The organism is Streptomyces asiaticus, from assembly GCF_018138715.1.
Classification (GTDB): domain Bacteria; phylum Actinomycetota; class Actinomycetes; order Streptomycetales; family Streptomycetaceae; genus Streptomyces; species Streptomyces asiaticus.
The window spans coordinates 3550034-3565470 of the sequence record NZ_JAGSHX010000006.1 but is presented as its reverse complement, the minus strand read 5'-3'; the positions used below and the strand labels follow the sequence as shown (position 1 = coordinate 3565470).

The window sequence follows — 15437 nt, the reverse complement described above, 5'->3', positions numbered from 1 at the left end:
CGACCCGGCGGCTTGCGTACGCAAAGATGCCCTCGTGACCGAGAGGACGACACCGGACGACGCGCTCATGCGCGCGCTCTACGCGGAGCACGCAGGCCCGCTTCTCGCCTTCGTCCTGCGCCTGGTCGCGGGCGACCGGCACCGCGCCGAGGACGTGGTCCAGGAGACCCTCCTGCGCGCCTGGCGCAACGCCGACCAACTGCGGCGCTCCGGAGGATCGGTGCGGCCCTGGCTGGTGACCGTGGCCCGCCGTATCGTCATCGACGGCCACCGCCAACGCCGCGCACGCCCCCACGAAGTGGACGCGGCGCCGCTCCATGTGATGCCCGCCGCGGACGACATCGACCGCGCATTGCGCCAGATGACCATTTCTGACGCGTTGAATGACCTCACCGATGCACATAGAGCGGCCCTCGTCGAGACATACTTCAAGGGACGGACGGTGAGTGAGGCGGCCGAAGTGCTGGGCGTTCCCGCCGGGACGGTGAGGTCCCGGGTCTTCTACGCGCTGCGCTCCCTGAAGCTCTCGCTCGAGGAACGGGGGGTCACGGCATGATGCCGGCAGCGGACGACCAGCAGCACACCGCGGTCGGCGCCTATGCGCTCGGGGTGCTCGACCCCGCCGACGCGGCGCGCTTCGAGGACCACCTCATCGGGTGTGAGCGGTGCGCCGCCGAGCTCGACGAGCTGATGGGCCTCCCGCCGCTGCTGGCCGAGTACGCCACCGCCGCCGACGGCACCGCGCTCCCGGATCCGGCGGTGGTCACCGCCCGCCCGGGGCCCGAACTGCTCGACCGGCTGATGGACGACGTCGCGGTGAGTCGCAAAGCCTCCGGCAGAAGGCGGCTCTTCCTCGTCGCCGCGGCCGCCGTCCTCATCGTCGGCGGCCCGCTCGCGGGAGCGGCCATCACCGCGAACTCCGACGACGGGGGCAAGGGCCAGGTGGTGGCCTCCTCCTCCAAGCAGGTGTACGACCAGGGCCAGAAGTTCAGCGCGGTGGACCCCGTCACCAAGGTGGACGCCTCCGTCTCGCTCCAGCAGAAGGGGTGGGGCACCTCCGTCGCCCTCAAGCTGGGCAACCTCAAAGGGCCGCGTACCTGCGACCTGGTCGCCATCGGCAAGGACGGCCACGAGGAGACCATCACCACCTGGGCCGTGCCCACCTCGGGCTACGGCGTCAAGGACGGGGACGGCTCCCGCTGGAGCAAGGAGCCGCTCTACGCCCAGGGCGGCGCCGCCATGAACACCGACGACATCGAGCGGTTCGAGGTCCGCACCCTGGACGGCCAGCGCCTGGCCCAGGTCAGGCTCTGAGAAACCCCCTCCCTGGAGGTGTACGGTTGACGGCTGCCCTTAAGAACACAGAAGGGGGCCTGGGTGGCCGCGCAGAACGCCACGCATGACGACCGGACGGCACCGCGGGGGGACCGCGGGGACGGGGTCCGGGACAGCGAGATCCGGATCGAGCAGGCGCATCTGGACCGGGTGTACCACCGCCTCGCGGAGAAGATCCACGAGGCGGAGTTCCTCATGGACGACGCCGCCAAGCGCGGGCAGGTCGGCACGCCCGGCGCGCTCGCCGAACGGGACGCCCAGGTCTTCCGGGCCGGGGTGCATCTCAACCGGCTGAACAGCGAGTTCGAGGACTTCCTCTTCGGCCGCATCGATCTGCTGCCGGGCAAGGACGGCCAACGCGGCCCCGACGGCGCCTACACCTCCGTGGAACCGGCCGACGACGCCATCCGCAGCGGGCCGGACGGCGACCGCGCGGAGATCGCCGAAACGTTGCACATCGGCCGCATCGGCGTCCTGGACGCCGACTACGCCCCGCTGGTGATCGACTGGCGGGCGCCCGCCGCCGCGCCCTTCTACCGCTCCACCCCGGTCGCCCCCGGCCGGGTCGTCCGCCGCCGGGTGATCCGCAGCAAGGGCCGCCGGGTGCTCGGCGTCGAGGACGACCTGCTGCGCCCGGAGCTCAGCGCCACCCTCGACGGCGGGGCGCTGCCGGTGGTCGGCGACGGCGCGCTGATGGCCGCGCTCGGCCAGGCCCGGGGCCACACCATGCGGGACATCGTGGCCTCCATCCAGGCCGAGCAGGATCAGGTGATCCGCGCCCCCGCCGCCTCCGTCACCGAGGTCGAGGGCGGCCCCGGCACGGGGAAGACGGCGGTCGCGCTGCACCGCGCGGCGTACCTCCTCTACCAGGACCGGCGGCGGTACGCGGGCGGCATCCTCGTGGTCAGTCCCACCCCGCTGCTGGTCGCCTACACCGAGGGCGTGCTGCCCTCGCTGGGCGAGGAGGGCCAGGTGGCCATCCGGGCGGTGGGCTCGCTGGTGGAGGGCGCCGAGGCCACTACGCACGACACCCCGGCCGTGGCCCGCGTCAAGGGCTCGTCCCGGATGGTGAAGGTGCTGCGCAAGGCCGCCCGGGGCGCGCTCGAGCTGCCGCGCGGAGCCGCCGCGCCTGCCGGTTCGGCCCCTTCGCCGTCATCGGTTTCGGCTTCGGCTTCGGCTTCGTCACCGTCATCCGACAACGGCCAGCTGACGCTGGACGGGGCGCTGGACGGGGCGCTGGACGTCCACGGCGGCAGACCCGGCGCGGGCTCCGGGTCCAGACCCGGCGGTCCGCCCGAGCTGCTGCGCGTGGTCGCCTTCGGCGCCCGGATCGAGCTGGGCGCCGAAGAGCTGCGCACCATCCGCGAACACGTGCTGAGCGGCACCGCGCCCGTCAATCTGCTGCGCCCCCGCGCCCGCCGGCTGCTCCTGGACGCGCTGTGGACCCGCTCCGGCGCCCCCGGGCGGTACACCGACCCCGAGCTGGCCGCCGAGGCGCGGGAGGGCTTCGACGAGGACATCTCCTCGGAGGACTCCTTCCAGGAGTTCCTCGACGCCTGGTGGCCCGAGCTCACCCCCCGCTCCGTCCTCGCCGCCATGGCCGATGAGAAGCGGCTGAACCGCTGGTCACGGCGGGTGCTCAACCCCCGCGAGGTCCGTCAGGTGGCCCGGTCGCTGGCCCGGCTCGGCCCGGACGGGCAGGGCCCGCTGTCGGTCCACGACGTGGCGCTGCTGGACGAGCTGACCACCCTCCTGGGCACCCCCGCCCGCCCCGCGGCCCCCCGCGAGGCCGACCCGCTGGACCTGCTCACCGGTCTGGACGAGCTGACCACCCACGCCGACCGGGTCAGCCCCCGCCGCAGCCGCGCCGAGCGGGCCGAGCGGGAGCGCGCCGACTACGCCCATGTGATCGTCGACGAGGCGCAGGACCTCACCCCGATGCAGTGGCGGATGATCGGACGCCGCGGCCGCCACGCCACCTGGACGGTCGTCGGCGACCCGGCCCAGAGCTCCTGGTCCGACCCGGACGAGGCGGGGCGGGCCCGGGACGAGGCGCTGGGCAGCCGCCCGCGCCGCCGCTTCACCCTTACCGTCAACTACCGCAACCCGGCGGAGATCGCCGAGCTGGCCACCAAGGTCCTCACCCTCGCCATGCCCGGCACCCCCGCCCCCGAGGCGGTCCGCTCCACGGGCGTGGCGCCGCGCTTCGTACCGGGCGCGGACGGCGGCCTCGGCGCGGCCGCGCGCCGCGAGGCGGTCCGGCTGCTGGACGAGGTGGACGGCACCGTCGGCGTCGTCGTCGCGATGAACCGGCGCGCCCAGGCCCGGCAGTGGCTGAACGGCCTGGGCGACCGGGTGGTGGCGCTGGGCAGCCTGGAGGCGAAGGGGCTGGAGTACGACGCGACGGTCGTGGTCTCGCCCGCCGAGATCGCCGACGAGTCCCCGGCGGGGCTCCGGGTGCTGTATGTGGCGCTCACCCGCGCCACCCAGCGGCTGACGGTCGTCTCGGGCGACCGCGACGAGCCGGACGGAAACGCCGTCCCCGACCTGCTGCGGGACTGACCGCCACCCCGGCCGGATGGCCCCGGCGCCCGCTGCTCGGAAGACCTCGGAGCCCGGTGCTCCGGGACGCTCCAAAATCCACCCCCGGGAGGGGAATCCCTTCCCGGGCCTGTTTGTTAGCCTTGATGTGGCACCGGCCCGATCCAAGCCCCCGGGCCCAACCTTCGTCGCTTCGAGCGACCACTTGCCGCGAGGCGAGCATGGCGGGTCGGTGCCATCTTTCATCTCTTCCGTAAGGGGTCCGCGCCCGGCGGCATCAGCCGCCCAGGACGCGGACCTCTTCCGCTTGGGGGCCCTTGCGGCCCTGCACGATCTGGAATTCGACCCGCTGCTCGTCGACCAGGCTGCGGTAGCCGCTGCCGTCGATCGAGCTGTAGTGGACGAAGACATCCGGTCCGCCGTCCTCCTGGGCGATGAAGCCGTAGCCCTTCTCGGCGTTGAACCACTTCACGGTGCCCTGAGCCATGCCCGCGCTCCTCGTTGTCTCTTCCTCGACGTCCTTACGACGCTGTAGCGCGCCAGAGCCTAGGGCGGCGGCTGCGGCGGACGGTCCGCCTCGCCAGGCGTTCCCGCGAAGGAGTGGGGCTTTCCACTCGCCTGACCCCACTCTGCTATGTCAGAACAATATGTCCGAAAGTCGGGCCGGGTTACCCCGTACCCAGAGGTAGGTGTAACCATCTGAGGACGTGGCCCCGGCATCCCGCGGCCCCGACAGCATGAACAAGGGAAAGCAGAGGAAGCAGGCCATGGCAACGGCGCCCAGCGTCTCGTACTCGATGACGGTCCGGCTGGAGGTGCCCGCGAGCGGTACCGCGGTCAGCCAGCTGACCACGGCCGTGGAGTCCTCCGGTGGCTCGGTGACGGGCCTCGATGTGACCGCGTCCGGCCACGAGAAGCTCCGTATCGACGTGACCATCGCCGCGACCTCGACCGCGCACGCCCAGGAAATCGTGGAGAAGCTGCGGGGCATCGAGGGTGTCTCGCTCGGCAAGGTCTCCGACCGTACGTTCCTGATGCACCTCGGCGGCAAGATCGAGATGTCGTCCAAACACCCCATCCGCAACCGTGACGACCTCTCCATGGTCTACACCCCGGGCGTGGCCCGGGTCTGCCAGGCCATCGCGGAGAACCCCGAGGACGCCCGCCGCCTCACCATCAAGCGCAACAGTGTGGCGGTCGTCACCGACGGCTCCGCGGTGCTGGGCCTCGGCAACATCGGCCCCAAGGCCGCCCTGCCGGTCATGGAGGGCAAGGCGGCCCTCTTCAAGCGGTTCGCGGGCATCGACGCCTGGCCGCTCTGCCTGGACACCCAGGACACCGACGAGATCGTCGCGATCGTGAAGGCCATCGCCCCCGGCTTCGCGGGGATCAACCTGGAGGACATCTCCGCCCCCCGCTGCTTCGAGATCGAGGCGCGGCTGCGCGAGGCCGTGGACATCCCGGTCTTCCACGACGACCAGCACGGCACCGCGATCGTGGTGCTGGCGGCCCTCACCAACGCGCTGCGGGTGGTCGACAAGAAGATCGAGGATGTGAGGGTCGTCATGTCCGGCGCGGGCGCCGCCGGCACGGCCATCCTGCGGCTGCTGATCGCCGCGGGTGTGCGGCACGCGGTGGTGGCCGACATCCACGGTGTGGTGCACGCCGGGCGCGAGGACCTGGTCTCCGCCGACCCGGAGTCCCCGCTGCGCTGGATCGCGGACAACACCAACCCGGAGGGCGTCACGGGCACCCTGCGCGAGGCCGTGCGGGGCGCGGACGTCTTCATCGGCGTCTCGGCCCCGAACGTGCTCTCCGGCGACGACGTGGCCGCCATGGCGGACGGCGCGATCGTCTTCGCACTGGCCAATCCGGACCCCGAGGTGGACCCGGCGATCGCCCGCCAGACCGCGGCCGTGGTCGCCACCGGACGCTCGGATTTCCCGAACCAGATCAACAATGTCCTGGTGTTCCCGGGCGTTTTCCGTGGTTTGCTGGACGCGCAGTCGCGTACGGTGAACACCGAGATGATGCTGGCTGCTGCCGGTGCGCTCGCAGACGTCGTCCACGACGACGAGCTCAATGCCAACTACATCATTCCGAGCGTCTTCAACGACAAGGTCGCGGGGGCGGTCGCCGGGGCCGTGCGGGACGCGGCCCGCGCTGTGACCGGTACCACTGCGGTCTAGGCGGGGCACGGCGCGTCGCGCGCTCCGGGGTCCCGGAAGCGGCCATAGGGTGGCGGGCAGGAAAACGACCGCCACGGCGCTTTTCGTGTGACTCTCCAGGGCTCCGGATTGGCATTCCCGCCACAGGTGGGGGCAGGATGCGTTCCGGGCGCGAGGGTCTGAACAGCAGACCCGGGTCCGGGGACTGTCCGAGGGCCCTGGCAGCATCGGCTTCGATCTCACGCCTCATTGGCAAGATGAACACGGGAGTACAACATGAACCGCAGTGAGCTGGTGGCCGCTCTGTCCGAGCGCGCCGAGGTGACCCGAAAGGACGCCGACGCCGTGCTGGCCGCCCTCGCCGAGGTGACTGGTGAGGTCGTCGCGAAGGGCGACGAGAAGGTCACCATCCCCGGCTTCCTGACCTTCGAGCGCACCCACCGTGCCGCTCGCACCGCGCGCAACCCGCAGACCGGTGAGCCGATCGAGATCCCGGCCGGCTACAGCGTGAAGGTCTCCGCGGGCTCCAAGCTCAAGGAAGCCGCCAAGGGCAAGTAAGCCCCCGCGAACAAGAGGGGCGGCCACCCGGGAGGGTGGCCGCCCCTTCGGCGCTCCTACGGGCCCTGAGGCCCGTCCACGAGCCTCTACGAGGCCCCACGGAGGCTCTACGAGGCCCCACGGAGGCTCTACGAGCCCCACGGAGGGCCCATGGAGGCCCCACGGAGGCCCTACACGGCGTTGCCGCCGCCCGGGAGCTCTACCTCCGCGCCGAGCTCCACGAGCTTCTCCATGCTGCGTTCCCCCGGGGGATAACCCCCGGACCCCCAGCCGGGGGCGGTCGTCGTGGTGCGGGGTGTGGCATGGGTCAGCCCGTCCCGGGGGTGCCGGGGCGGGCTGAGGTGGGTTGGGGCCCGGCCGCGGGGCCGGGAGAGATGGGTTACACGGCGTTGCCGCCGCCCGGGAGCTCCACCTTCGCGCCCAGTTCCACGAGCTTCTCCATGAAGTTCTCGTAGCCGCGGTTGATCAGGTCGATGCCGTGGACCCGCGAGGTGCCCTGGGCGGCCAGGGCCGCGATCAGGTAGGAGAAGCCGCCGCGGAGGTCGGGGATGACCAGGTCGGAGCCCTGGAGCTTGGTGGGTCCCGAGACGACCGCGGAGTGCAGGAAGTTGCGCTGGCCGAACCGGCACGCGGAGCCGCCCAGGCACTCCCGGTAGAGCTGGATGTGCGCGCCCATCTGGTTGAGCGCCGAGGTGAAGCCCAGCCGGGACTCGTAGACCGTCTCGTGGACGATGGACAGGCCCGACGCCTGGGTCAGGGCCACCACCAGCGGCTGCTGCCAGTCGGTCTGGAAGCCGGGGTGGACGTCGGTCTCCAGGGCGATCGCGTTGAGCTTGCCGCCCGGGTGCCAGAACCGTATGCCCTCGTCACCGATGTCGAAGGCGCCGCCGACCTTGCGGTAGGTGTTCAGGAAGGTCATCATCTCGCGCTGGCGGGCGCCGCGCACGTAGATGCTGCCCTCGGTGGCCAGCGCCGCGCTCGCCCAGGAGGCGGCCTCCAGGCGGTCCGGGAGGGCGCGGTGGTTGTAGCCGCCGAGCTGGTCGACACCGGTGATCCGGATCGTCCGGTCGGTGTCCATGGAGATGATGGCGCCCATCTTCTGAAGGACGCAGATGAGGTCCTCGATCTCCGGCTCGACCGCCGCGTTCGAGAGTTCCGTCACACCCTCGGCGAGCACCGCCGTCAGCAGCACCTGCTCGGTGGAGCCCACCGACGGGTAGGGCAGCCGGATCTTGGTGCCGCGCAGCCGGTGCGGGGCCTCCAGGTACTGGCCGTCCGCCCGCTTCTCGATCGTCGCCCCGAACTGGCGCAGCACGTCGAAGTGGAAGTCGATCGGCCGGCCGCCGATGTCACAGCCGCCCAGGCCCGGGATGAAGGCGTGGCCGAGGCGGTGCAGCAGCGGGCCGCAGAAGAGGATCGGGATCCGCGAGGAACCTGCGTGTGCGTCGATGTCGGCGACATTGGCGCTCTCCACATGCGTGGGATCGAGCACCAGCTCACCGGACTCGTCACCGGGGCGCACCGTCACACCGTGCAGCTGGAGCAGCCCGCGCACCACCCGCACATCGCGGATGTCGGGGACGTTGCGCAGCCTGCTGGGCGCACTGCCGAGCAGGGCGGCCACCATGGCCTTCGGCACGAGGTTCTTCGCGCCGCGGACACGGATCTCGCCTTCGAGCGGGGTGCCGCCATGGACGAGCAGGACATCGTTCGAGCGGGTCATCTGGTCTCGCGTTCCTGAGACGGGCAAGGGCCAAAAGGCACAAGGGCCAAAGGGCAAGGGTAATAGCCCCGGAGACCGCCTCCGTAAGGCTCTTGCACCCTTTGCGTCACCCCGTAGCCGACACAACACGTTCCGTTTCGATCGAAAGGCCCACAGTCACGTGCGCCGCATCTGCTGTCTTGCGCCCCGACCTGCTCTCATACGGGACTCGACTTCCACTCCCCCTCCGGCCCGGATATGGGGGATCATGTGGCCATGACCGAGGTGTCCTCGCTCACAGGACGGCTGCTTGTCGCGACACCGGCGCTTGCTGACCCGAATTTCGACCGCGCGGTGGTGCTGCTCCTCGACCATGACGAGGAGGGCTCGCTCGGCGTGGTCCTGAACCGTCCGACCCCGGTGGGGGTGGGCGACATCCTGGAGTCGTGGGCCTCGCTGGCCGGGGAGCCGGGGGTGGTCTTCCAGGGCGGTCCGGTTTCGCTGGACTCGGCGCTGGGCGTGGCCGTCGTACCGGGCGAGTCGGGCCGGTCCTCGGCGCGCAGCGAGGACGGGCCACTCGGTTGGCGCAGAGTGCACGGCGCCATCGGCCTGGTGGACCTGGAGGCGCCGCCGGAGCTGCTGGCGGCCGCCGTGGGCTCGTTGCGCATCTTCGCCGGTTACGCGGGCTGGGGGCCCGGTCAGCTGGAGGACGAGCTCGCCGAGGGCGCGTGGTACGTGGTGGAGTCCGAGCCGGGCGATGTGTCCTCGCCCGCCCCCGAGCGGCTGTGGCGGTCGGTGCTGCGCCGCCAGCGCAGTGAGCTGGCCATGGTCGCCACGTATCCGGACGACCCTTCTCTCAACTAGGCATGAGTACCCTGGGGCTGTATGAGCACTCTTGAGCCCGAGCGCGGGGCAGGCACGGGGACCCTCGTTGAGCCGACACCGCAGGTGTCGCACGGTGACGGCGACCACGAGCGCTATGCCCACTATGTACAGAAAGACAAGATCATGGAGAGTGCCCTCTCCGGATCTCCCGTCGTCGCACTCTGCGGCAAGGTCTGGGTCCCGGGTCGTGACCCGAAGAAGTACCCGGTCTGCCCGATGTGCAAGGAGATCTTCGAGGGCATGGGCGCCGGTGGCGACAAGGGCAAGGACGGCGACGGCAAGAAGTAGCCGGTCCGTCGGGCCTGGGCGCTGACGAGATCGGCCCTGGGCGCTGACGAGAACAGCCTCGACGACAAGCCTCGCGCGCGAACAGACGGCACGCCCGGCCCGCGATCCCGAGACAACGGGGTCGCGGGCCGGGCGTGCCGTGCCTTGTGCGCCCTGCCGCGCGCCGTACGGCCCCAGTAGGGTCGGCCCATGAGCGGGCGTACGGAGAACGGGGCGGCGCGGGCCGCCTATCTGGTGTTCGGGGCGCGTGAGGTCGACGAGCCCGAAGCGGAAGGCGCCAGCGCCTACTGCCAGTTCGAGAAGGACTGGGACGCCCAGCTGGAGCGGTGCGGGCGGCTGGCCGCCGAGCGGGGTTACCGGCTCTCCGGCGGCTGCGTGATGTCGGTCGCCCAGCCGACCCTTCCCAGGCTCCTGGAGTGGGCGGAGGACCCGGGTGCCGAGGTGGTGCTGGTGGCCAGCGACCGCGTTCTGGAGCGGTTCCGGAAGACCTGGCCGGACTGGGACCGGGTGGTCGAGCGCCTGGCGGAAGCTGGTGCGCGGGTAGAGGCCGTGCCGTATGTTGAACCCGCCTATCCGGGCGAGGAGTTGCCGCGTCGCTAGCGCGAATTCCCTTTTGTGGGGGAGTGCTTCGGCTCGCTTTATCACGAAGTGGTTCAGACCTCTTGTGGGGTCGCTCAAGGTTCCCTAGCCTCACGCGTATTGTGCTGAGCGAAACATGCGTTGCATTACTTGCAACGCCAAATGTTTAAGGGTCCTTATGAAGCCGTCCCATCTCGCTGTTTCCTCCCGGCCGTCCTCCCGCGTCACCGTGCCCGTGGTGGCACTCGCCCTGGCGGGGCTGGCCATGACCGGATGTGCCCCTTCCACCTCCGACAACAGCTCCAAGGAGGACGAGAAGAGCGGCAAGCTGCGTGTCTGGCTCTTCCAGGAGGTCAATAACGCGCCCAAGAAGAAGGTGATCGACGAGGCGGTCGCCGGCTTCGAGAAGGAGCACGACGGAACCGACGTCGAGGTGACCTACATCCCCATCGACACCCGGGCGCAGAAGATCAAGGCGGCTTTCAACGACCCCAAGAGCGCTCCCGACGTCATCGAGTTCGGCAACACCGACACCGCCGGCTATGTCAAGGACGGCGGGCTGATGGACATCAGCAAGGAGATCGGCGCCTGGGGCGACTCGACCAATATCGACCCCACCGCGAAGTACTCGCTGACCATCGGCGGCAAGGTTTACGGCGTCCCGCTCTTCGTCGGCGTACGGGCGCTGTACTACCGGACGGACGTCTTCAAGGAGCTCGACCTGGAGCCGCCGGCCACCCAGGACGAGTTGATTGCGACCGCGAAGAAGATCCGCTCGGAGCGGCCGGATCTGTACGGGCTCGCGGTCGGCGGCGCCTACACCTATGGCGCGATGCCCTTCATCTGGGCCAATGGCGGCGACCTCGCCGATGAGAAGGGCAAGTTCGGCTCCAACGAGTACGAGGCGGCCATCGACAGCGCCGACGCCCAGAAGGGCGTGAAGGCGTACACCTCGCTCTTCGGCAACGACAACTGCCCGGCCGCCAAGTGCGCCCAGTGGGGCGGCAACGACACCGTCGAGGCGTTCGCCTCGGGCAAGGCGGCCATGGCGATCGGCGGCGACTTCAGCCGCCAGGCCATCGAGGCGGGCAAGGTCAAGGGCAAGTACAAGGTCGTGCCGCTGCCGGGCGTGAAGAAGGGCGAGATCGCACCGGCCTTCGCGGGCGGGAACAACCTCGGGGTGCTCAAGAGCACCTCGCACCGCACGATCGCCGTGGACCTGATCAAGACGCTCGCCGGGAAGAAGACCCAGCGCGAGCTCTACGACGCCATGGGCTTCCTGCCCACCTTCACCGATGTGCGCGGCGACATCGCCCACAAGGACGCCTTCGTCAAGCCCTTCGTGAAGACCCTCAACGACAGCGCCAAGTTCGTGCCCGCCTCGCCCGGCTGGGCGGCCATCGACGCGCAGCTCGTCCTGCCCACCATGTTCCAGGAGATCGTCAGCGGCCGTAAGAGCGTGCCCGCCGCCACCCAGGACGCCGCGAAGAAGATGGACGAGGCATTCGAGCAGTGAGCGCCGGCACCGCACAGCACGCCCGGCGAGCCCCCGCCAAGGGCCGCCGGTCCCGGCCGGGATCCACCGTCCCGGCCGGGCGCCGATCCGGGAAGGGCGCCCGGCGCGGCACCTGGACCCCCTGGCTCTATCTCGCCCCGGCGCTCGTCGTCCTGGGCGGGCTGCTCGTCTACCCCATCTACCAGCTCGGTCTGATCTCCTTCCTGGAGTACACCCAGGCGCAGGTCAGCGGCGGTGCACCGACCACCTTCCAGGGGTTCGCCAACTACGCCGAGCTGTTCGGCGACAGCGAGTTCTGGAACGTCGCCGTCGCCACCCTGCTCTTCGCCGCCGTCTGCGTGGTGTCCACCCTCGCGGTCGGCTGTGCGCTGGCGGTGCTGCTGACGCGCGTACGGGCGATTCCGCGGCTGGCGCTGATGCTGGCCGCGCTCGGCGCCTGGGCCACCCCGGCGATCACCGGCTCGACGGTCTGGGTCTTCCTCTTCGACCCCGACTTCGGGCCGGTGAACAAGGTCCTGGTGTGGTTCGGCCTCTCCGGCTTCGAGAACTACTCCTGGACCTACGACCGCTACAGCGCCTTCGCCCTGGTGCTGTTCGAGGTCGTGTGGTGCTCGTTCCCGTTCGTCATGGTCACCGTCTACGCGGGCATCCGGGCCATCCCCACCGAGGTGCTGGAGGCCGCCGCCCTGGACGGCGCCTCCACCTGGCGGATCTGGCGCACGGTCATGGCGCCGATGCTGCGGCCGATCCTCGTCGTGGTGACCATCCAGTCCATCATCTGGGACTTCAAGGTCTTCACGCAGATCTACGTGATGACGAACGGCGGCGGGATCGCCGGCCAGAACATGGTGCTCAACGTGTACGCGTACCAGAAGGCGTTCGCGTCCTCGCAGTACAGCCTGGGCTCGGCGATCGGCGTGGTGATGCTGCTGATCCTGCTGGCCGTCACGCTGGTCTATCTGCGGCTGCTGCGACGCCAGGGAGAAGAACTGTGAGCCACTCGCGCGTCTCGCTGCGCATCCGCCGTCCCTGGCGCTTCGCCGCCGAGGCCACCGCCCTTCTCGTGGCGGCCGTGGTCGCCTTCCCGCTGTACTGGATGGTGCTCTCGGCCTTCAAGCCGGAGGGGGAGATCCAGTCCACCGAGCCCCGGCCGTGGACCGGGTCCCCGTCGCTGGACTCCTTCCGGCGCGTCTTCCAGCAGGAGGACTTCGGGCGCTACTTCCTCAACAGCCTGTTCGTGGCCGGGGTGGTGGTGGTCGCCTCGGCGCTGATCGCCTTCCTGGCGGCCACGGCGGTCGCCCGCTTCACATTCCGGTTCCGCACCACGCTGCTGATCATGTTTCTGGTCGCCCAGATGGTGCCGATCGAGGCGCTGACCATCCCCATGTTCTTCCTGATGCGCGATCTGGGGGAGTCGGTGCCGGGGGTGGGGCTCAACACCCTGGGGTCGCTGATCCTGCCGCATATCGCCTTCTCGCTGCCGTTCGCCATCTGGATGCTGCGCGGCTTCGTCAAGGCGGTGCCCGAGGCGCTGGAGGAGGCGGCCTATCTCGACGGGGCCAGCCGCTCCCGCTTCCTGTGGCAGATCCTCTTCCCACTCGTCTTCCCCGGACTCGTGGCGACGAGCGTCTTCTCCTTCATCTCCGCCTGGAACGACTTCCTCTTCGCCAAGTCCTTCATCATCAGCGCGACCGAGAACTCCACCCTTCCGATGGCGCTGCTGGTCTTCTTCAAGGACGAGGGGAACGACTGGGGAGGGATCATGGCGGCGTCCACCGTCATGACCATCCCCGTGCTGATCTTCTTCGTGCTCGTCCAGCGCCGGCTGGTCTCCGGGCTCGGCGGCGCGGTGAAGGACTGACGAGGACTGACGAGGACTCACGAGGACTCACGAGGACGACGAGGACGACGAGGACCGGCAAGAGCCGGTGATGGGCCGACAGCTGACGATGATGGGCCGACAGGGGAGCAGATGACTCACGACGCCGCGGGGCTGATCCCCGCGCCCCGCCATGACCAGAGCCGTCCCGGCCGCGCGGGCGCGCGGATCCACCCGCGGCGCACCGCCCTGGCCGCCGGGCCCGGCACCGAGGGGGTGGCGCGGCTGCTGCGCACCACCCTCGGCCAGGCGCTCGGTCTGGCCCTGCCGGACGGCGAGCCCGGCGGCGACGACACCATCAGCCTGCGGATCGACGCCGCGTTGGAGCCCGAGGGCTACCGGCTCACCGTGGCCGACGGCCGGGTGGAGATCGCGGGCGGCACGGCCGCGGGCGTCCACTGGGGCACCCAGACCCTCCGTCAGCTGCTGGGCCCCGACGCGTACCGCCGCGCCCCGCTCAGGGGCGCGGAGACCGGCTGGGAGCTGGCGGAGCGGACGGTCGAGGACGCGCCGCGGTTCGCCTGGCGCGGGCTGATGCTGGACGTGGCCCGCCACTTCATGCCCAAGGACGGCGTCCTGGCCTATCTGGACCTGCTCGCCGCCCACAAGCTCAATGTGTTCCACTTCCATCTCACCGACGACCAGGGCTGGCGTGTCGAGATCCGCCGCTACCCGAGGCTGACCGAGGTCGGCGCCTGGCGCGAGCGCACCAAGCTGGGCCACCGGGCGTCCCCGCTGTGGGACGAGCGGCCGCACGGCGGTCACTACACCCAGGACGACATCCGCGAGATCGTCGCCTACGCCGCCGAGCGGCATATCACCGTCGTGCCCGAGATCGACATCCCCGGACACTCGCAGGCCGCCATCGCCGCGTACCCGGAGCTGGGCAACACCGATGTCATCGACACCGCCTCCCTCGGAGTCTGGACCACCTGGGGCATCAACCCGAACGTACTCGCCCCCACCGACAACACGCTCCGCTTCTACGAGAACGTGCTGGAAGAGGTCCTGGAGCTGTTCCCCGGCAGCTTCGTCCACATCGGCGGCGACGAGTGCCCCAAGGACCAGTGGAAGGCGTCCCCGGCCGCCCAGGAGCGCATCCGCGCCCTGGGCCTGGCCGACGAGGACGAGCTCCAGAGCTGGTTCATCCGCCACTTCGGCCACTGGCTCGCCGCGCGCGGCCGCCGGCTGATCGGCTGGGACGAGATCCTCGAGGGCGGCGCGCCCGACGCCCCGCTGCCCGAGGGCGCCGCGGTCTCCTCCTGGCGCGGCTACGCGGGCGGGATCGCCGCCGCGCGGGCCGGCCACGACGTCGTCATGTGCCCCGAGCAGCAGGTGTACTTCGACCACCGGCAGGCGCCGGGGGAGGACGAGCCGGTGCCGATCGGCTATGTCCGCACCCTGGAGGACGTCTACCGTTTCGAACCGGTTCCACCGCAGCTCACCGGCGTAGGAGCGGACCGGGTGCTGGGCGCCCAGGCCAATGTCTGGACCGAGGTGATGGAGGACCGCAGGCGGGTGGACTACCAGACCTTCCCCCGGCTCGCCGCCTTCGCCGAGGTCGTCTGGTCGGCGCTGCCGCCGTCTCCCGAACGGGACTTCGAGGCGTTCCAGGGGCGCATGGAGGCACATTACGCGCGCCTGGACGCGCTCGGCGTGAGTTACCGCCCGCCCGCCGGGCCGCTTCCCTGGCAGCGGCGCCCCGGCCTTCTCGGACGCCCGCGCGAGGGGGCGCCCCCGATCGTGTGAGCCGCCCGTAAGGTGCGCACTGCGCTCCGCCGCCCCTGGGAGCGTAGTCCCACCGGCGCAAGCCCAAATCGCACAAGGGTCCCTGAAACGTGGCAATCCACTCCCGACGGAGACGTCGTAAGAAACCCGTACCATCCCCCAGGTCAGGGACGGATCCACGGATCACGGACCCCCGCGACGGCGGGCTCGCAAGATGTGCCAGAGTTGCCACGTCCGGGCTGTCAGCACGTACCGTAC

General features: G+C 70.5%; 14 protein-coding genes. 12 read left to right on the top strand and 2 right to left on the bottom strand.

Annotated features, from left to right (window positions below; genetic code table 11):
• The first annotated feature begins 34 nt into the window (after positions 1-34).
• From KHP12_RS22440 to KHP12_RS22430, 3 genes are all read left to right on the top strand, one after another.
• Positions 35-556 carry a sigma-70 family RNA polymerase sigma factor gene (locus KHP12_RS22440; RefSeq protein ID WP_020870913.1) on the top strand — a complete coding sequence of 174 codons (522 nt, stop codon included), beginning with the start codon at positions 35-37 and terminating at the stop codon, positions 554-556.
• Positions 553-1314: an anti-sigma factor family protein gene (locus KHP12_RS22435; RefSeq protein ID WP_037954794.1), complete on the top strand. Its 762-nt coding sequence runs from the start codon at positions 553-555 to the stop codon at positions 1312-1314. Before KHP12_RS22440 ends, KHP12_RS22435 begins: the two co-directional genes overlap by 4 nt.
• 63 nt (positions 1315-1377) lie before the next feature.
• Complete coding sequence (locus KHP12_RS22430; RefSeq protein ID WP_372455216.1) at positions 1378-3897, top strand: HelD family protein; 2520 nt, start codon at positions 1378-1380, stop codon at positions 3895-3897.
• Between the two features lie 256 nt (positions 3898-4153).
• Here the strand turns inward: KHP12_RS22430 and KHP12_RS22425 are convergent, their stop codons facing one another.
• Entirely contained in the window at positions 4154-4363 is a 210-nt protein-coding gene (locus KHP12_RS22425; RefSeq protein ID WP_020870916.1) for a cold-shock protein, read from the bottom strand.
• Between the two features lie 280 nt (positions 4364-4643).
• Here KHP12_RS22425 and KHP12_RS22420 point away from each other — a divergent pair, with 280 nt between their 5' ends.
• On the top strand, positions 4644-6065 hold the full coding sequence (locus tag KHP12_RS22420) for an NAD-dependent malic enzyme (protein ID WP_086883621.1): 1422 nt from the start codon (positions 4644-4646) through the stop codon (positions 6063-6065).
• Between the two features lie 255 nt (positions 6066-6320).
• Positions 6321-6602 (top strand): HU family DNA-binding protein, encoded by a 282-nt coding sequence (locus tag KHP12_RS22415; RefSeq protein ID WP_009717479.1) that lies wholly within the window; start codon positions 6321-6323, stop codon positions 6600-6602.
• Between the two features lie 379 nt (positions 6603-6981).
• Here KHP12_RS22415 and murA read toward each other — a convergent pair whose 3' ends face one another.
• Positions 6982-8325, bottom strand: a complete 1344-nt coding sequence (gene murA, locus KHP12_RS22410) for a UDP-N-acetylglucosamine 1-carboxyvinyltransferase (RefSeq protein ID WP_037954796.1) — start codon at positions 8323-8325, stop codon at positions 6982-6984.
• A gap of 255 nt (positions 8326-8580) precedes the next feature.
• Here murA and KHP12_RS22405 point away from each other — a divergent pair, with 255 nt between their 5' ends.
• From KHP12_RS22405 to KHP12_RS22375, 7 genes are all read left to right on the top strand, one after another.
• Positions 8581-9168 carry a YqgE/AlgH family protein gene (locus KHP12_RS22405; protein ID WP_037954797.1) on the top strand — a complete coding sequence of 196 codons (588 nt, stop codon included), beginning with the start codon at positions 8581-8583 and terminating at the stop codon, positions 9166-9168.
• 21 nt (positions 9169-9189) lie between these two features.
• On the top strand, positions 9190-9477 hold the full coding sequence (locus KHP12_RS22400) for a DUF3039 domain-containing protein (RefSeq protein ID WP_075200572.1): 288 nt from the start codon (positions 9190-9192) through the stop codon (positions 9475-9477).
• Positions 9478-9666: 189 nt separating this feature from the next.
• Positions 9667-10077 carry a hypothetical protein gene (locus KHP12_RS22395; protein ID WP_020870921.1) on the top strand — a complete coding sequence of 137 codons (411 nt, stop codon included), beginning with the start codon at positions 9667-9669 and terminating at the stop codon, positions 10075-10077.
• A 157-nt stretch (positions 10078-10234) separates the two neighbouring features.
• Positions 10235-11572 (top strand): extracellular solute-binding protein, encoded by a 1338-nt coding sequence (locus tag KHP12_RS22390; protein WP_086883619.1) that lies wholly within the window; start codon positions 10235-10237, stop codon positions 11570-11572.
• Positions 11569-12567: a carbohydrate ABC transporter permease gene (locus tag KHP12_RS22385; RefSeq protein ID WP_086883618.1), complete on the top strand. Its 999-nt coding sequence runs from the start codon at positions 11569-11571 to the stop codon at positions 12565-12567. The genes KHP12_RS22390 and KHP12_RS22385 overlap by 4 nt, the downstream gene beginning before the upstream one ends.
• Positions 12564-13433: a carbohydrate ABC transporter permease gene (locus KHP12_RS22380; protein WP_037954800.1), complete on the top strand. Its 870-nt coding sequence runs from the start codon at positions 12564-12566 to the stop codon at positions 13431-13433. The genes KHP12_RS22385 and KHP12_RS22380 overlap by 4 nt, the downstream gene beginning before the upstream one ends.
• Before the next feature lie 111 nt (positions 13434-13544).
• Positions 13545-15200, top strand: a complete 1656-nt coding sequence (locus tag KHP12_RS22375; RefSeq protein WP_086883617.1) for a beta-N-acetylhexosaminidase — start codon at positions 13545-13547, stop codon at positions 15198-15200.
• The last annotated feature ends 237 nt before the right edge of the window (positions 15201-15437 follow it).